Raw genomic sequence first — 16,761 nt, 5'->3', positions numbered from 1 at the left:
GCCATCACAAAACTGGAGTATTCTTAAATCTGAATCAATTCTGATTAGTTTCATGGAGGATTTATGAGTATTCAATCACTTCGCTTTTCCCTAAAAGCCCTCATCCCAGCACTTGCTCTCGTAACCGCATCACCGGCCATGGCCCAGTTTGCCAAGCCAGAAGATGCAGTCAAGTACCGTCAAAGTGCATTTGTATTGATGGGTGCTCATATGGGCAGACTTGCTGCCGTAGTTAAGGGTGAAACCCCCTACAACAGAGATGAGGTTGTTCGCAATGCAGCGGTCATTGGAACGCTCTCGAGCTTGCCTTGGCAGGCATTCCCTGCTGGCACAGAGAGTGGAAAAACGCCTGGGAAAAATGATGCACTACCAGTTATCTGGACTGAAAATGCAAAATTTAAGTCTGCTGCTGATCGGATGCAAGCCGCCGTTGCAGAGCTCAATACTGCAGCTCAATCAGGCAATCCTGAGAATTTGAAGAAGGCGTTGGGTGCAACTAGTCAAACCTGCAAAGCTTGTCACGACGATTTCCGTAAGAAGTAATTATTCGCCACAACTCGGCCTATATTCTCTGATTAAGCAATCAGGAGATATAAGCCGAGAATAATCAACAAAAATATTGCCAGTGCCAGCATGCGTTGGCGAGATGAATCAACCGTTTCCTGCAACTTTGGAGCGGTAGTAGTTAATTTATCTCCAGTGACCATAGGTCGGACTAAGTTTTCTCGTTTCACGAAATAGTAGTACGAGATTGCGGCAATATGCAGTCCGACCAAAGCAAATATTGAGTATTGGTTGAAGCGATGAATACTAGTGAGTAGTGCGACCGTACTATTTGATACATATTTTGCAAGTGGTCCCTGGAAAAAAATATCATCATCGGCAAATAGGCCTGTCAGAGCCTGAATTAAAACGACAAGTAATAAACCGATGACGGATAAGGCGCCGAGCGGGTTATGACCAAGTCCGCCATCGACTTGACCCCGAAGAAAAGCAATTAGCGTTGCGGGGCTGGGAATGAAATTAGCAAACCGTGCATACTGCGAACCCACAAAACCCCAAATGATGCGAAACAAGATCAGTGCCAGCGCAGTATAGCCACAATAGGCATGCCACTGAATAGCATTACCGCCAATTTTTACAAACACAATACCGAGCACAATACAGATCGCCAAAGCCCAATGAAATAGCCGCGTTGGCAAATCCCAAATGCGAACCGGCGTGCTCACTTTATTTGATTTCAGGAAGTTCTTTTTGTAAGAGTTTCAAACCGGCACGAAGCAAATCATCATACCGCTGGCGCTCTGCTTTGATCGCCTCGGCATCCCAGGAATAAAACCCTTGGCCTGTTTTCATTCCGAGATTTCCAGAATCTACTTTTTCCTTAAGGCATTGTGCAATCTCACCTTTGTTATTCAGGGAGGGGTAGATACTGGCTCCGGCCGCGGCATGAACCTCAACACCAGCATGATCACGCTGTAATACTGGGCCTGCAGCCAAGTAACGAAACCCGAAACCAAAACGTACTGCTTTATCAACATCCTCGGGGGTCACAATCCCCGCATCGATCAGATCAAAAGCTTCACGAGAGAGTGCATGTTGCAATCGATTGGCCAAAAACCCTGGCAGATCTTTTTTGACTGTAACGGGAACCATGCCACACGCGGTCATTAAACGACTCAAACTGTCTGCTACCAAACGCGATGTTTTTTCACCATAGATCACTTCCACACAAGGAACCAAATGTGCGGGCATAAAAAAATGCAAACCAATCATGCGAGCAGGACTTTTTAAACCTTTGGCAATTTCACTAATAGGAAAGCTAGAACTATTACTTGCTAGAACAGTTTCAGGGTTAACCACCTGCTCGAGTTGGGCAAATAAATCCTGCTTGACTTCGAGTTTTTCTGGAACGCACTCAATCACCAAGTCAATTTCTGACCAGTCAAAATGATTGAGCGAATCAACGACAGAGAGTAAGTGGAATCGATGCGCATAGCCAATTTCTTGCAATTTAGTTTCAAAATAATTGGGCAATAGAGCGCGACGTTCAGCGCTCGATTCAAAAACTTGGGTTGCGCACCCTCCACGAGCACAGACTATGGCAACATCAGCCCCCATGGTTCCACCACCAACGATTAAAACTTTAGTCTCGGCTGGATTAAATAGCATCTCATTTTCCCTTTAGAAGTGGTACCACGCCATGTGCAGAGGGAACCATAAAGTCAAAATCACACCCAACATCTGCTTGCGTAACCGTCGTTTGATAGAGATGACGATAACCTGTTTCTGGAATATTCAAACGCTTTGCTGGTGTCTCAAGAGCAGCGATGCGACGCGCAATTTCTGCATCATCAAGCTCTAATTGCAATAAACGATTTTCAACATCCAAGGTAATCATGTCGCCATCCTGAACGATGGCAAGCGGTCCATTCTCGGCCGATTCTGGGGTGACATGCAACACAATCGTGCCAAAGGCAGTGCCACTCATACGTGCGTCTGAAATCCGGACCATGTCTTTAACCCCTGCTTGAGCCAGCTTTTTGGGAATCGGCAAATAGCCCGCTTCAGGCATGCCTGGCGCACCTTTGGGGCCAGCATTTTGTAAGACCAAGATATCTTCTGCCGTGACGTCTAGATCTGGACTGTCCACACGCAAGGCTAAATCCTCCAAAGATTTAAAGACTACTGCGCGACCGCGATGCTTGAGCAAATTAGGGCTAGCCGCTGAATGCTTAATGACTGCTCCACGTGGTGCTAAATTGCCCTTCAAAACAGCCAAGCCACCGACAGGATAAATTGGTTCACTCGCAATCCGAATGACCTTACGGGCTTTGGTAACTTTTGCTGCGTCAATCTCCTCGCCCAGTGTTCTGCCAGATACTGTTAAGCAATCGAGGTACAAGTGGGGTTTTAGCTCTCGCAAGACACCCATCAAACCACCGTCTTCGTATAAGTGCTCCATGTAGTGCGAACCACTGGGCTTTAAATCAACCAGGACCGGTATATTTCGGCCCAAGCGGTCAAAGCGCTCTAAATCCAGTTTGATTCCCAGACGTGCTGCGATCGCCGTGAAATGAATCAAGGCATTGGTTGAGCCCCCGATTGCATGCAAGACAACAAGCGCATTCGTCAACGCTTCGGGACTTAAGATGGTTCGTGGTGAGAATTTACCTTCACCAGCTGTTTTGCCAAGCTCAACCGCTCTGCGACCGGTGAGCTCCGATAAACGAAAGCGTTCTGCAGTGACTGCTGGAGCTGCTGCTGTGCCAGGCAAACTCAAACCAGCGGTCTCAACCATGCAGGCGATGGTGCTGGCGGTTCCCATTACCATACAAGTACCGGTCGTTGGAGCTAATTTGCCATTGATCTCATCAATTTCTGCTTGGTCAATTTCCCCAGCCCGAAACTTTCCCCAATATCGACGGCAATCGGTGCAAGCTCCTAAACGATCGCCCTGATGCAAGGTGGTCAGCATAGGGCCTGTTGGAATTGATAACACTGGCACATCAAGACTAGCCGCAGCCATTAATTGGGCGGGGATGGTTTTATCGCAACCACCAACAAGTACTACGGCATCCACCGGTTGCGAGCGCATCATCTCTTCGGTATCAAGCGCCATCAAATTGCGCAAATACATGCTGGTTGGAAATGCAAACGACTCGTGAATGGAGATGGTTGGAAATACCATCGGCATCCCACCCGCCTGCATCACACCACGCTTAATCGCCTCAATCATTTGCGGCACATTGCCATGGCAAGGGTTGAAGTCACTATAGGTGTTCGTGATTCCAATAATGGGTCGGTCAAGAGCGCTGTCACTAAATCCCATCGCCTTGATAAAGGCTTTGCGCATAAATAAAGAAAATTCAGTATCGCCGTAGCGAGTGAGGCCCTTGCGAATTCCTGTTTGGGGTGTGCTGTTCGATGCAGCTTTAGGATCGTTATTAGTGCTCAATGGGTGGTATCCAAAATGTTAAAAATATCGACTTACAATGTCACATTATTCCAATAAAAATAGAAACGAGACATGATTCCAGTCAATAGCGTATTACAAGTGGGATTTTTCCCTGAAATCATGCAAGATGAGGTCTTACGTCGCCTAACACCAGTGATGATGCCTGACCCTCAGGGTCTCATTCCACAACAGGATGTTCAGGCGATTTTGACAAGACCCAGCTATCCAATCACGCCCGCTCTTTTAGATCAATTGCCCCGGGTCGAAATGATTGCCTGCTGTGGCGTTGGATATGACAATCTTCCGCTCGATTATTTAAGGCAAAAAGGGATCATGGCATCGAACACGCCAGGGGTACTCAACGATGCAGTGTGCGAACTCACGATCGGCATGTTGTTTGCCCTACTGCGACAAATTCCGAAGGCGCATGAGTTTGTAATTCATAAAAATTGGAGTAAAGGGGCCTTTCCGTTTACAACTTCCTTGGCAGGTAAAACAATCGGGATCGTAGGCATGGGACGAATTGGTCAAGAGCTCGCAGCGCGACTAGTGCCTTTTAAGGTAAAGATTGCCTACCATGGCCCACATGACAAGCACCTGTCCTATCCATACATTTCCTCATTAATTGAGCTAGCAAGAATGAGTGATATCTTGATTCTGTGCTGCCCCGGCGGCAAAGAAACCGAGCGCATGATTCATCGGGAGGTGCTTGAGGCTTTAGGTCCCTCGTCCTACTTGATTAATGTCGCCCGTGGCACTGTGATCAACGAGTCCGATTTATTGGACGCACTTCATGGCGGGAAGATTGCTGGAGCTGCCTTGGATGTATTTGAAAACGAGCCCAATCCTGATCCACGATTTTTAGAGCTCCCCAATGTCTTACTAACACCCCACATTGGCAGCGCGACCCAGGAGACTCGTCAAGCGATGACGAATCTTGCGATTGATAATCTTGATGCTTTTTTTAATCAGCGCCCTCTACCAACCCCTATTGTCTTTTAATTGGAGATTGTGATGCCCGTTCACCCCTCAAGTTTTTCAGCAGTCCTGTCACCGGTTCTAACTCCATTTAATGCCGATGGTGGTCCGAATTCCAAAAAACTCCTGCGACAATGTCAATGGCTACAAAGTCACGGAGTGGGTCAAGCGGTCTTTGGAACGAACTCTGAAGCCAATTCCATGTCCGCACGCCAAAAGATCATGGTGCTAGAGGAATTGATTGATGGTGGGCTCAACCCAAATAATGTGATGCCAGGGACTGGTGCATGCTCGGTTGATGATGCAGTTGCCATGACACGTGCCGCAGTGAATGCTGGTTGTGCCGGAGTATTGATGCTCCCACCCTTTTATTACAAAGACGTCGCCGACGATGGCTTATTTGCGTTTTATGCTGAAGTCATTGAAAAAGTGGCTGATGCAAACTTAAAAATCTATGTCTATAACATTCCTCCGGTCACCAAAATTGGTCTGAGTATTCCCCTGTTGGAGCGCTTGGTGAAGGCTTATCCCAATACTGTCATCGGGATGAAAGATAGTTCGGGAGATTGGCCATATACCGAATCTGTGATTAAAGCGTTGGCGGGCTCAGGATTTCGGGTCTATGCAGGTAGTGAGGTATTTTTACTGCGCACCCTAAAAGCTGGGGGCGTGGGTTGTATCTCAGCCACCGCGAATGTCAATCCAAAAGCAATTGCCCAACTAGCAGCTCGCTGGCAAGAATCAGGGGCAGATGCCCTCCAAGAGTCCTTATCGGCAGTACGGGCCATTTTTGCCCAGTTCCCGATGATTCCTGGCATGAAGGCCGCGGTCGCTCACTATAGCGGTGATCCTGATTGGCTTCGCGTGAGACCCCCACTGCTATCCCTCGATGCAGAGCAGCAAAACAGACTGGTTCACGAACTGCAAAAAATTAACTTCCAGATGGAAGGGCTTTAAGACGATTAAATTGGTATAGACTTACGGCTTGTAGTAACGATCAATAATGATTACAGGAGATATCTACATGAAACTACTTAAATTGTTGCCTCTGTGCTTTGCACTGCTTTGGGGCAGCGTTCAAGCTCAAAATCTTTCGGTCGCGACTGGCGGTACCGGCGGTGTTTACTATCCCATGGGTGGCGGCCTAGCAGCTGTTCTGTCCAAAAAAGTGCCTGGGATGTCTGCGACTGCTGAGGTAACTGGCGGCTCAGTGGATAACCTCAACCTGATCGGCACTGGTAAGCCTTACATTGGCTTCTCAATGGCCGATGCCGCTAAAGATGCACAAACTGGTCAAGGCAAGTTCTCGGGTAAAAAAATTGACCTCAACACCTTGTTAGTTCTCTATCCTAATCGGATGCACATTGTGACCACCGAGGCATCGGGCATCAAAACGATGCAAGATCTCAAAGGCAAGCGTGTGAGTACAGGAAGCCCTGGCAGCGCTACTGAGGTGATGGCCTTTCGCGTGATTGAGGCTGCTGGTCTCGATAAAGATAAAGACATGAAGCGTGAGCGTCTTGGTGTTGCAGAGTCTGTCAATGCTGTCAAAGACCGCAAGATTGATGCGTTCTTTTGGGTGGGTGGCTTACCAACCGCTGCTGTAACTGACCTTGCCAATACTCCCGGAACTAAGATTGTGATGATTGATCACTCCAAAGAAGTGGATGCCATGAACAAAAAATATGGCAACCTTTACTTCAAGGACGTGATTCCAAAAACTACCTACAAGGGCATGGATAAAGATAATAATGTGATCTCTGTTGCCAATATCTTGGTGACTAGCTCAAAGATGTCTGAAAAAGAAGCCTATGACATCGTGAAAGCCGTGTTTGATAACAAGATCGACTTGGTTCGTTCACACTTTGAGTACATCAATGTGACCCCCGAAGGTCAAAAAGCTGCCTCAACACCAGTTCCATTTCATCCTGGTGCTTTGAAGTACTTCAAAGAGAAAAACATTAAAGTCAATTAATTCGTTTCTTCGTTTTGTTTGAATGGCCGCTAATGCGGCCATTTTTCAGTAAAGACCTATACCATGAGCCAAAGTGCAATTGATAGCGCAACCCAAGAAAAATTAGATGCGCTGATTAAACAAGAAGAGGGTGACTCCAATAATTACAAAGGGATCTTTGCGATCTTTTTGACCTTGATGGCGGTTGGTATGTCGCTGTTTCATTTGTACGCCGCTTACTCCATTGTTCCAACCCAAGTGCTTAGAACAGTACACGTGAGCTTTATGCTTTTTTTGGTCTTCTTAAGCTTTCCGATGTTGGCGCGGTACAAGAATCAAGTGAAGTGGTGGGATGTGATTTGCGCCCTGTTGGCGATTTATATTGCCTATTACGCAATTGCCGGTGGAGATGATTTTGGCGATCGCAATACTGCGCCCGACCGCATGGATGTGGTTTGGGGCTCCATACTGATCCTATTAATCCTAGAGGCTGTGCGTCGCACTAGTGGCGCTATTTTGGTATCAGTGACCATACTATTTTTACTCTACGCACTTTTTGGAGACTTGCTTCCAGCCCCATGGACCCATAAAGGCTACTCAGTAGACCGTCTGGTTGGGTTTATGTATATGACCCTAGAGGGTATCTACGGTACCGCGGTTGATGTATCCGCTACCCTCATTATTCTCTTTACGATCTTTGGGGCATTCTTGCAATTTACGGGTGCGGGCAAGTTTTTTATCGACTTCTCATTTGCTGCCATGGGCGGCAAATCATCTGGCGTAGGACGCACCATTGTTTTATCTTCATTCTTGCTAGGCGGCCCCTCTGGGTCCGGCGTAGCCACCACCGTCACCGTCGGCTCAGTAGCAGCCCCAATGCTCGATAAGGTAGGTTACGAGAAAAACGCGGCTGGTGGCCTCTTAGCAGCTGGTGGCCTAGGGGCGATCATTTCTCCGCCAGTATTGGGTGCAGCAGCCTTCTTGATTGCCGACTTTTTGAAGATTTCGTATCTCGATGTTTTATTAATGTCGATTATTCCGACCATTTTGTTTTATCTCGGACTTTTTACGATGGTAGAAATCGATGTTCGTAAGTACGGCATGAAAGCAATGCATTTTGAGGCGGTCGAGAGTGCCTGGTCCCTCAGCAAAAAATACTGGTTTCATTTCTTCTCGCTGATCTCAATTGTTCTATTTATGCTGATGGGCTTCACGCCCGTCATGGCTGTGTTATGGGCAACAATTATTTCCGCGTTGACCAGCATGTTGCGCCGGGATACGGCCATCATCCCCTACGAGTGGTTTATGGGTAAACAGCCCATCCTTAAGGGTCTTTATGAATCCAATTTAACCAAGGCGCTCGCTTCTGGCTCAACCGGTGTTCTGGCGATTGCGGCAACCTGCGCTGGTGCCGGCCTGATTGTGGGTACCGTGGTATTGACTGGTCTAGGCCTCAAGTTCAGCTCGATTGTGATTCAGTATGCAGGCGGCTCTTTATTACTCACCGCCATATTTACTGCCTTCATTGTTTGGATTGTCGGTCTAGCAGTACCAGTCACTGCTTCGTACATCATTTGTGCTGTGATTGCAGCTCCTGCGCTCATTAACTTGGGTGTACCCGCATTTGCAGCGCATATGTTTATCTTTTACTATGCAGTGTTATCGGAGGTTTCACCGCCAACCGCCCTATCGCCCTTTGCGGCGGCAGCGATTTGTAAGGGTAACCCATATAAAACAACTTTACAAAGCTGGAAATACGTGGCGCCTGCGATTTTGGTGCCCTTTATGTTCGTGCTAGATAAATCAGGGGTTAGCCTCTTGCTAATGGGCTCTACCACTGCATTGGCCGAAGCAAATTGGATGGAAATCGTTTGGTCAACACTAACCGCCATCGTCGGAATTGTGGCACTGGCCGGCGGTCTGCAAGGTTGGTTTATTGAGAAGACCAATATTGTGGAGCGTACCCTGATGATTGTTTCCGGGGTCGCGCTGGCCTACACCTCACCAACCGCCGATATGATTGGCTTTGCTGGATTTGGCTTGGTACTCATCCTGCAGTTCTTTAAGTACTTTAAGGCCAAGCCTAAAGCCAGTACCTAAATGGTCATCAACTAAAAAGCCGCTTTCATCAAGCGGCTTTTTTGATTCGTTTCGTACTATTTTTTGATCGTAGTCCAGGCTGATTTGCCGGCGTATTTCTTAACCGCAGCTTCATCAAACTCAAATCCCAATCCTGGTGTTTTATGCAAAATCAGATCACCGTTCTTAAATGCCAACTGCTTGTTAATAAGGCGTCTGAAGTTTAAGACTTGGTTGTCAGGGAAAAACTCCACAAAGCGAGCATTGGGTGTTGCCGCAACTAAGGGAGCATGCAAATCATGGAACCAGTGGGGGCAAACTGTAATCCCTTTAGAGTCAGCATAAGCAGCAATCCGCCTGAATTCGCTAATGCCACCGCACACTGCCGCATCCGCTTGCAGGATGGTTGCGCCACCGGCATCAACCAGCTCACGAAAACGCCAACGGCCTACCTCAATTTCGCCAGTAGCGATCGTGATGGAGGTTTTTTTTGCCAAGCGGGCATGCAAATCAATAGCATCCGGGGAAAATGGCTCTTCCAACCAATAGGGGTTGTATTTCTCAAAACGACGGACATACTCCATCGCGGTTGGTAAATCGCGCCAAGCATTATTCGCATCGAGGGTTAAAAGGACATCATCGCCGACTGCACTGCGAGCGGCTTTGACTCGAGCCTCCTCCTCACGAGGGGATAGGCGGCCCACTTTCATCTTCACCGCCTTAAAGCCAAGCTTCACAAACGATTCCATTTCCTTGCCCAATTTGGCTGGAGTTTTACCTTCCAAGTAGTAACCACCGCTGGCATAGGCAGGGACACGATCATCTACCACACATCCCAAGTATTGATGGAGAGGCAAACCAACTGAGCGGGCGTTGAGATCCCAAATTGCAGTATCCAGAATCGAGATGCCACGCATCACAGAGCCAGAACGACCTTGCAAAATCGATTCCGCATACATCTCCGACCACAGACCCTCGCTACGATGGCTATTCTGACCAATCAATTTAGGAGCCAACAATTGCTCAACGGCGACTTTGGCGATACTGCCGGCGGCAGATCCGACGTAACAGAAGCCAACCCCCTCGTGACCATCTTTACTGCGAACTTTAACGATGCAGTAATGGCGCTCGCTCACGGTTCGAGTCGCAAACGATGTTACAACATCTAAGGGAACTGGCACGCTGGCCACTTGAACAGATTCAATAATCGGCATTTTTTCCTCTTTTGGTTGACCAATCAAAGAAAATGATTGTAGCGATTATTTGCCGATGGATTCTGCAAGACAGCGTTTCATAAAACTCTCTTTAGCAACGTCGATCAATTTACGATCTCGTGCCGTCCGCTCACAATCGATGCGAGCCTGCTTGACACAATCGTCATAACTCATGGGCTTGGATCCTGGACGAGCAGAATTTTGTGGGGCCAATTGTTCTGAGCAACTCTTGGCCGACGCCTGCGAAGAAGGGATACTAAATACACAGGCAGCGGTCATCAAACGAATCATCACAGCTTGCATCGATTACCGCTCCCTTGAAGTCAATGCCTGATCATACCTAGTTTTTAGATACAAAAATGTTGCACTACGGAATAAATACCTCGATTACCCCTCTTGATATTGGATAATCGAGGTGTGCATCAAACCCATACCTCTCGATTCAGTGTTCAATCTTTGGCTCTTTGGGGCAAAGTATGTTTTGGAGTTTGCCTCATACTTTGCAGTCAGATCGCGCTCTCTCAATCTAATCAAAACACCAAATCGAATGTCACCAACAAAAAAGTGACCGCTCCCCAAAAAGGAATTCAGGTTAATCAACGCACCCAAAGTAAAGCAGGGAGTGGTGGCTCGGGCTTGCAAAGTAAATCCGTTGCAGAGCAAAACCAACAGCTGACCGATCCTGGCAATGAAGAGTACAGTCAGTTTGATGCGGTACCTGATTTTCAGGTACAACGTGGCTGTCTAAAGCGAGGATTTCGAGAGGGCAATCTTCCCAGTCGAATTGGAATCAACGATCCTGAATTTTTAGAGTATTTCAAGAATCAAACGGGTCGGTTCTTCGACTCCGCAAGTGGTCCATGCATCCCTTATGTCGTTGCTTTCGGAAAACGGGGGCGCTTTGAGTCGCTGAGCATCATGAATGGGCCAAGTAGGAATGAAAAATCGCAGATTTTGACCTTTACTGCCTCAGGGTTTGGGGGATACCTCGTTCAAGAAGAAAACCTTGCTGACCAAATGCAGTTTTGGACAGAGTTATTTATTCCGTTGCAAGAGGTACTCTATGACCCCCAACGTTTAGGAGATAAATTACCTGTTGAGCTTGCCTGGGAACTCAACTCGATCGTGAAGCAACTTTATCCAGATGACTCCGCCTCACTTGGAAATAGCCCAAAGCAAGTGCGCGTGATCGTTGATTTTGGTACTCGGGATCGTTGGGCACAAATTTGGGCAGTTGAGATTCTGAACCTAGCAACCAATCAAGTACTAGCCGATGCATTTTGGTTGGATCGCGATGATATTCCTGGATCATTTTTTACTGCCAACGGCGACTCTATTGAGCGTAGCTTTTGGACCAATCCTCTTAGCTATCGACGGATCTCTCGAGGTGTTGGACAGGTTCCGATTCGCTCCCGAACCAATCCTAATAATCCGCAAGCCCAAAGCAAAGACCGACGCTATCGAACCCATATGGGGATTGACTATGCAGCCCCTACTGGTACGCCAGTATTTAGCGTTGCGAATGGGAAAGTGGCTTTTCTTGGTTACAGCGGCGCGTACGGCAAACTCATCATCATTGACCATCCAGGCAACTATCGAACCTATTACGCCCACTTGAGTAATTACAATAATGAATTAGTAGTCGGAAATGATATTCGGCGCGGTATGGAGATCGGCTATGTTGGCTCGACCGGTCGTTCCACCGGCCCCCATTTGCATTACGAATTACGAAAGAATGGTATCTATGTGGATCCATATAACCCAAAAATCCAGCTGGATTTGTGGACCATGCGCCCAAGCGATAGCGGCTCGTTCACGAAGCAGCTGTTAATGTTAGGTAGCATCCCCAAAGAATGAGTGCGCATGTCTAAATCGTTACGCCTTGAGTCCATTGCATGCGTGCGTGGGGGTCGTACCTTGTTTGAAGATCTCCGCCTTGAAATTAAACCGGGATCTATTCTACGCATCTCTGGGGATAACGGTTCAGGCAAATCCAGTCTTCTGCGTATTCTGTGTGGCCTACTCTCACCCCATTCGGGACAGATATTTTGGGGACCAGATCCAATTACCGAGGACCGGGATCAATTTCATAGCGAGCTGATTTATCTTGGGCATATCCCCGCCCTGAAGTCAGACTTTAGTGCGATCGAGAATTTAATGTCATTGGCATTACTAGGTGGACAATCGATCTCCAACGATGAGGCTATGTTCGCTCTGCGTGCAGCGGGTTTGGAGCGCCAAGCCCATCGTTTTATTCGCACCTTATCGCAAGGGCAAAAGCAACGTATCGCGCTAAGTCGCTTGCGCCTTCCTCAAGCAAAAACAATTTGGGTTTTAGATGAACCATTTAATGCCTTGGATCGAGAGGCCAACCTTGCGTTACAAAGCTTATTAATTGAGCATGTCAATCATGGAGGAATCGTAGCACTTAGTAGCCATCAAGAGCTACAGATCGATAGCGAACCTTGTGTGATTCGATTAGAACTATGAGTCAAAGCGCATCCGGATTTGTGATCTTCCAAGGCGTGATTACGCGCGACCTGCGCCTCGCTCTGCGACGCAAAAGCGATAGCCTTGCGGTCATCATTTTTTTTGCCGTAGTTACGAGTCTTTTTCCATTGGGTATTGGGCCAGAGCAAAACTTGTTGATGCAAATTGCACCAGGCATGCTGTGGATTGCCGCCTTACTAGCAGCCATGCTATCGCTTCACAAAATATTTTCAGAGGACTTTATCGATGGGTCTTTGGACCAAATTGCGTTAACCGCCTTACCCTTGCCACTCGTAGTGCTTGCTAAAACCATTGCGCATTGGATGAGCAGTGGTCTATTACTTGCCCTCATCTCACCAATCCTTGCCTTGCAATTTAATTTACCGATGGATACGGTCGGTGTTTTGTTTTTATCCCTTCTACTGGGAACACCTCTATTGAGCCTAATCGGCTCTATTGGTGCAGGCTTAACCTTAGCCAGTCGTGGTAGCGGGACCCTGTTGGCCCTGATCATTTTGCCCCTCGTAAGCCCCGTCCTCATTTTTGGAGCCGGCGCAGTCGAGTCCTACCAGAGTGGCCTTGGAGTTGCCGCCCACTTTTCTTTGCTTGGTGCCATGCTCGCACTCACATTATTTTTAGCCCCCTTTGCCAGCGCGGCTAGCATTCGGATTGCCCTGGAATAAAAGACGATCACACGCAATCGACTTACAATACTTTCGGTTAATTAATCCTTTAGGTTTTATTACTTTGTCTTTACTCAATCTAAATTGGTTTAAGTATGCAGCCCCCCAACGTTTTTATGGGCTCGCCGGATCGCTAATCCCATGGTTTGTGGTGAGCGGCGTGATCCTGACCATCATTGGTTTAGTGATTGGCTTAGGTATTGCGCCCACTGATCATCAGCAGGGTGACTCGTATCGCATCATCTTTATCCACGTTCCTGCGGCCTGGATGTCAATGCTGATTTATTTGGTTATGGCATTTTGGGCGGCGATTGGTCTCATTTTTAATGCACGCTTGGCTAGTATGCTGGCGCTTTCTCTTGCGCCCACAGGAGCCATAATGACCTTTATTGCTCTGTGGACGGGTGCGGTTTGGGGTAAGCCAACCTGGGGTACCTGGTGGGTCTGGGACGCTCGCCTCACTTCAGAGCTCGTATTACTTTTTCTGTATTTTGGCTTCTTATCATTACACGCCTCGATTGAGGATGTGCGCAAGGCCGACCGAAGCGCAGCACTACTGGCAATAGTGGGGGTGATCAATGTCCCCATTATTTATTTTTCAGTGAAATGGTGGAATACCCTTCATCAAGGGGCCTCCGTTAGCCTCACCAAAGCCCCTACGATGGCCACTCAAATGTTGACTGGCATGCTCATCATGGTTTTTGCTTTTTGGATGTATTCGATTGCAGTTGCCCTATATCGCTGTCGCAATCTCATTCTGGACCGCGAGCGCCACGCCGACTGGGTGAAGGAGGTGCTGTAATGTTTTATTGGTCGAGCTTTTCTGACTTTCTTCACATGGGTGGCTATGCCCTCTTCGTATGGGGGTCTTACTTGGTCACGATTTTGGTGCTAGTTATTGAGATAGCCCTGTTACGAAGTCGGAATAAGACCCTCCGAAAAACCCTAATTTCTGAAATTCGCGAGTCCCAAAGAAATTAGGCAAAATAGGGGGTTATGAAACCCCGTACAAAGCGCGGTCTTGCGATCGCTGGTGGTCTGGCCTCATTAGGTGTTGCAGCCTATTTGGTATTGCAGACCTTCCAAAGTAATTTAGTGTTCTTTTTTAGCCCATCCCAGGTCTATGCCAATGAAGCACCGAAGAACAAATTATTTCGGATTGGCGGCTTGGTTAAGGAAGGTAGCATTACACGCGACCCCGGTGGTCTGAAGGTGAACTTTATCGTGACTGATACTGCACACGATGTCCCCGTTCAATACGAAGGTCTTTTGCCAGATTTATTCAAGGAAGGTAAAGGCGTGGTTGCTCAAGGTCAACTCGATCAAAACGGAATCTTTCAGGCAAAGCAAGTGCTTGCTAAGCATGATGAGAACTATATGCCACCAGAGGCTGCTGAGGCTCTTGAAAAAGCCAAATCAAAAGACCCTCAAGCCGCACCTACTCTAAAAGAGTATGGGGGTAAAAAATGATTGCAGAAATCGGCCAATACGCGATGATCTTGGCGCTGGTGACTGCGCTCATCCTCTCTGTGTTTCCAATGGTAGGCGCCCAGAGTAATCGCCCTCATCTCATGGCCATTGCTAGGCCTGCCTCTTGGGCCCTCTTTATTTGGGTCGCAGTTGCCTTCGTTTGCCTCACAGTGAACTTCATTCAAAATGATTTCAGTGTGCTGTATGTGGCACAAAACTCCAATTCCAATCTGCCTCTAATTTATCGAATTTGTGCCGTCTGGGGTGGCCATGAAGGCTCCATCTTGTTATGGGCATTAATGTTGGCGGCCTGGACCTTAGCCGTGGCTGTTTTCTCAAAACACCTTCCAGACAAAATGATTGCACGCATTCTGGCCGTATTGGGTATTTTGAGCGTGGGTGTTTTGCTATTTACCATCCTGACCTCCAACCCCTTTGATCGGCTCTTTCCTCCCGCTCCTGAAGGGCGCGATCTGAATCCTCTGTTGCAAGACCCTGGGATGATTATTCATCCGCCGTTTTTATACATGGGCTATGTGGGTTCAGCAGTCGCTTTCGCATTCGCAATTGCTGCTCTTTTATCTGGTCGACTCGATGCTGCCTGGGCGCGCTGGTCGCGCCCTTGGGTTACTACCGCCTGGTGCTTCTTAACCATTGGTATTGCGCTTGGAAGCGCTTGGGCATACTACGAACTCGGTTGGGGTGGCTGGTGGTTCTGGGACCCCGTTGAAAATGCGTCCTTTATGCCTTGGCTAGTCGGTACCGCATTGATGCACTCGCTTGCCGTTACAGAAAAGCGTGGTGGTTTCAAAATGTGGACCGCCCTCTTAGCGATTTTAGCTTTCTCACTATCGCTATTGGGAACCTTCCTAGTTCGCTCAGGTGTGATTACTTCGGTTCACGCCTTTGCTACCGATCCTGAGCGGGGCGTATTTATTCTGGGCTTTTTAGGTCTGATCGTTGGTGGCTCCTTATTGCTATTTGCATGGCGAGCTCCGAAAGCCAACATTGGTGGTAACTTTGAGACCGTCTCACGCGAAGGCATGCTCCTCGTCAACAATGTTCTCTTATTGGTTGCCGCCGCCGCAGTGTTACTAGGCACTCTCTATCCACTGATCTTAGATGCCTTAAACCTTGGAAAGATCTCGGTGGGCGAGCCTTACTTCGAAGCAGTATTTGTGCCACTCATGACGCCTGCATTATTTTTAATGGGAGTTGGTCCAATTGCGCGCTGGCGCCAATCGCCGCCAATCGAACTGGCGACTAAATTGAAGTGGGCACTTGCAGCAAGTGCGATCTCTGCGATTATTGCCCCCCTAATTCTGCGTTCCTGGACGCCAATGATCGGCTTTGGACTTTTGATTGCTGCCTGGATTATTAGCTCTGGTATTACGCAATTAATCGATCGTGCCAGGATTAACCCAAGTAAGACCTGGTGGCAAAACCTACGGATTCAACCAGCTGGTTACTACGGCATGCTACTGGCACATTTTGGGGTTGCAGTATTTATTATTGGCGTGACCGCAGTGCGTGGCTTTGAAACCGAGCAGGATGTGCGCATGCAAATTGGTAGCGTATCGCAGTCCGGTGGCTACGACTTCAAGATGGTTGGCTTAAAAACCATCAATGGCCCTAACTATGCGGCCATTCAGGGTCAATTTGATGTAAGCAAGAATGGCAAACCAGTAACCAGCTTGTTCCCTGAGAAGCGGATTTACACCGCAAGCCAAATGCCGATGACCGAGGCAGCAATCGATTCTGGCCTGACACGCGACCTGTACGTATCTCTAGGAGAGCCAATTAATGAAAGCGAATGGAGTGTAAGGATTTATCACAAGCCATTTGTTGATTGGATCTGGGGCGGATGCTTCTTGATGGCTCTCGGTGGTTTCTTAGCGATTACCGATCGTCGCTATCGTAAGAAAGAAGCTTAAG

The 16,761-nt window shown here is 48.0% G+C and carries 17 protein-coding genes; 12 read left to right on the top strand and 5 right to left on the bottom strand.

The window, feature by feature from the left end; translation table 11 throughout:
* The first annotated feature begins 63 nt into the window (after positions 1 to 63).
* A complete protein-coding gene (locus QUE66_RS02030; protein WP_286224158.1) occupies positions 64 to 543 on the top strand; it encodes a c-type cytochrome in 480 nt (159 codons plus the stop codon).
* A gap of 32 nt (positions 544 to 575) precedes the next feature.
* Here QUE66_RS02030 and QUE66_RS02025 read toward each other — a convergent pair whose 3' ends face one another.
* The 3 genes from QUE66_RS02025 to QUE66_RS02015 are packed head-to-tail and all read right to left on the bottom strand — an operon-like array spanning position 576 to position 3,958.
* Entirely contained in the window at positions 576 to 1,229 is a 654-nt protein-coding gene (locus QUE66_RS02025) for a cytochrome b/b6 domain-containing protein (protein WP_286224157.1), read from the bottom strand.
* A 1-nt stretch (position 1,230) separates the two neighbouring features.
* Complete coding sequence (locus tag QUE66_RS02020; RefSeq protein ID WP_286224155.1) at positions 1,231 to 2,172, bottom strand: 3-hydroxyacyl-CoA dehydrogenase family protein; 942 nt, start codon at positions 2,170 to 2,172, stop codon at positions 1,231 to 1,233.
* A 1-nt stretch (position 2,173) separates the two neighbouring features.
* Entirely contained in the window at positions 2,174 to 3,958 is a 1,785-nt protein-coding gene (locus QUE66_RS02015; RefSeq protein ID WP_286224154.1) for an IlvD/Edd family dehydratase, read from the bottom strand.
* Positions 3,959 to 4,030: 72 nt separating this feature from the next.
* Between QUE66_RS02015 and QUE66_RS02010 the strand changes: the two genes are divergently transcribed.
* The 4 genes from QUE66_RS02010 to QUE66_RS01995 all read left to right on the top strand — a co-directional run bounded on the left by QUE66_RS02010 (position 4,031) and on the right by QUE66_RS01995 (position 8,990).
* Entirely contained in the window at positions 4,031 to 4,960 is a 930-nt protein-coding gene (locus QUE66_RS02010) for a 2-hydroxyacid dehydrogenase (RefSeq protein ID WP_286224153.1), read from the top strand.
* 12 nt (positions 4,961 to 4,972) lie between these two features.
* Positions 4,973 to 5,893, top strand: a complete 921-nt coding sequence (locus tag QUE66_RS02005) for a dihydrodipicolinate synthase family protein (protein WP_353506817.1) — start codon at positions 4,973 to 4,975, stop codon at positions 5,891 to 5,893.
* Between the two features lie 67 nt (positions 5,894 to 5,960).
* The gene (locus QUE66_RS02000) at positions 5,961 to 6,911 is read left to right on the top strand and encodes a TAXI family TRAP transporter solute-binding subunit (protein ID WP_108507935.1); all 951 of its coding nucleotides are present in this window, start codon (positions 5,961 to 5,963) and stop codon (positions 6,909 to 6,911) included.
* A gap of 63 nt (positions 6,912 to 6,974) precedes the next feature.
* On the top strand, positions 6,975 to 8,990 hold the full coding sequence (locus QUE66_RS01995) for a TRAP transporter permease (protein WP_286224151.1): 2,016 nt from the start codon (positions 6,975 to 6,977) through the stop codon (positions 8,988 to 8,990).
* A 56-nt stretch (positions 8,991 to 9,046) separates the two neighbouring features.
* On the opposite strand, the gene QUE66_RS01990 is transcribed toward QUE66_RS01995, so the two are convergent.
* Both QUE66_RS01990 and QUE66_RS01985 read right to left on the bottom strand, forming a co-directional pair.
* Positions 9,047 to 10,183 (bottom strand): mandelate racemase/muconate lactonizing enzyme family protein, encoded by a 1,137-nt coding sequence (locus tag QUE66_RS01990; protein ID WP_286224150.1) that lies wholly within the window; start codon positions 10,181 to 10,183, stop codon positions 9,047 to 9,049.
* A gap of 45 nt (positions 10,184 to 10,228) precedes the next feature.
* The gene (locus QUE66_RS01985) at positions 10,229 to 10,486 is read right to left on the bottom strand and encodes a hypothetical protein (protein WP_286224149.1); all 258 of its coding nucleotides are present in this window, start codon (positions 10,484 to 10,486) and stop codon (positions 10,229 to 10,231) included.
* Positions 10,487 to 10,600: 114 nt separating this feature from the next.
* On the opposite strand from QUE66_RS01985, the gene QUE66_RS01980 reads away from it, so the two are divergent.
* The 7 genes from QUE66_RS01980 (at position 10,601) to QUE66_RS01950 (ending at position 16,760) form a co-directional block, all read left to right on the top strand.
* Positions 10,601 to 12,040 carry a M23 family metallopeptidase gene (locus QUE66_RS01980; protein ID WP_286224148.1) on the top strand — a complete coding sequence of 480 codons (1,440 nt, stop codon included), beginning with the start codon at positions 10,601 to 10,603 and terminating at the stop codon, positions 12,038 to 12,040.
* A gap of 6 nt (positions 12,041 to 12,046) precedes the next feature.
* Positions 12,047 to 12,673 carry a cytochrome c biogenesis heme-transporting ATPase CcmA gene (gene ccmA / locus QUE66_RS01975; protein WP_286224146.1) on the top strand — a complete coding sequence of 209 codons (627 nt, stop codon included), beginning with the start codon at positions 12,047 to 12,049 and terminating at the stop codon, positions 12,671 to 12,673.
* Positions 12,670 to 13,356, top strand: a complete 687-nt coding sequence (gene ccmB / locus QUE66_RS01970; RefSeq protein ID WP_286224145.1) for a heme exporter protein CcmB — start codon at positions 12,670 to 12,672, stop codon at positions 13,354 to 13,356. The genes ccmA and ccmB overlap by 4 nt, the downstream gene beginning before the upstream one ends.
* A gap of 64 nt (positions 13,357 to 13,420) precedes the next feature.
* Positions 13,421 to 14,158, top strand: coding sequence for a heme ABC transporter permease CcmC (gene ccmC / locus QUE66_RS01965; protein ID WP_286225724.1), 738 nt, complete (start codon positions 13,421 to 13,423; stop codon positions 14,156 to 14,158).
* A complete protein-coding gene (ccmD, locus tag QUE66_RS01960) occupies positions 14,158 to 14,337 on the top strand; it encodes a heme exporter protein CcmD (protein WP_353506816.1) in 180 nt (59 codons plus the stop codon). Before ccmC ends, ccmD begins: the two co-directional genes overlap by 1 nt.
* Positions 14,338 to 14,352: 15 nt before the next feature.
* Positions 14,353 to 14,826, top strand: coding sequence for a cytochrome c maturation protein CcmE (ccmE, locus tag QUE66_RS01955; RefSeq protein WP_286224144.1), 474 nt, complete (start codon positions 14,353 to 14,355; stop codon positions 14,824 to 14,826).
* The gene (locus tag QUE66_RS01950; protein ID WP_286224143.1) at positions 14,823 to 16,760 is read left to right on the top strand and encodes a heme lyase CcmF/NrfE family subunit; all 1,938 of its coding nucleotides are present in this window, start codon (positions 14,823 to 14,825) and stop codon (positions 16,758 to 16,760) included. Before ccmE ends, QUE66_RS01950 begins: the two co-directional genes overlap by 4 nt.
* Position 16,761: the final 1 nt, after the last annotated feature.

The organism is Polynucleobacter sp. HIN6 (assembly GCF_030297575.1).
Taxonomy (GTDB): Bacteria; Pseudomonadota; Gammaproteobacteria; order Burkholderiales; family Burkholderiaceae; genus Polynucleobacter.
Note: the sequence above shows the minus strand (reverse complement) of the source record. Positions and strands in the feature narration are given on the sequence as shown.

Excerpts from the sequence above, each read along its gene's own strand:
- ccmD (WP_353506816.1), top strand. The coding sequence starts at position 14,158 with ATGTTTTATTGGTCGAGCTTTTCTGACTTTCTTCACATGGGTGGCTAT.
- ccmB (WP_286224145.1), top strand. The coding sequence starts at position 12,670 with ATGAGTCAAAGCGCATCCGGATTTGTGATCTTCCAAGGCGTGATTACG.
- ccmA (WP_286224146.1), top strand. The coding sequence starts at position 12,047 with ATGTCTAAATCGTTACGCCTTGAGTCCATTGCATGCGTGCGTGGGGGT.
- QUE66_RS02030 (WP_286224158.1), top strand. The coding sequence starts at position 64 with ATGAGTATTCAATCACTTCGCTTTTCCCTAAAAGCCCTCATCCCAGCA.
- QUE66_RS01995 (WP_286224151.1), top strand. The coding sequence starts at position 6,975 with ATGAGCCAAAGTGCAATTGATAGCGCAACCCAAGAAAAATTAGATGCG.
- QUE66_RS01990 (WP_286224150.1), bottom strand. The coding sequence starts at position 10,183 with ATGCCGATTATTGAATCTGTTCAAGTGGCCAGCGTGCCAGTTCCCTTA.
- QUE66_RS01950 (WP_286224143.1), top strand. The coding sequence starts at position 14,823 with ATGATTGCAGAAATCGGCCAATACGCGATGATCTTGGCGCTGGTGACT.
- QUE66_RS02010 (WP_286224153.1), top strand. The coding sequence starts at position 4,031 with ATGATTCCAGTCAATAGCGTATTACAAGTGGGATTTTTCCCTGAAATC.
- ccmE (WP_286224144.1), top strand. The coding sequence starts at position 14,353 with ATGAAACCCCGTACAAAGCGCGGTCTTGCGATCGCTGGTGGTCTGGCC.
- QUE66_RS02020 (WP_286224155.1), bottom strand. The coding sequence starts at position 2,172 with ATGCTATTTAATCCAGCCGAGACTAAAGTTTTAATCGTTGGTGGTGGA.
- QUE66_RS01985 (WP_286224149.1), bottom strand. The coding sequence starts at position 10,486 with ATGCAAGCTGTGATGATTCGTTTGATGACCGCTGCCTGTGTATTTAGT.
- QUE66_RS02005 (WP_353506817.1), top strand. The coding sequence starts at position 4,973 with ATGCCCGTTCACCCCTCAAGTTTTTCAGCAGTCCTGTCACCGGTTCTA.
- QUE66_RS02000 (WP_108507935.1), top strand. The coding sequence starts at position 5,961 with ATGAAACTACTTAAATTGTTGCCTCTGTGCTTTGCACTGCTTTGGGGC.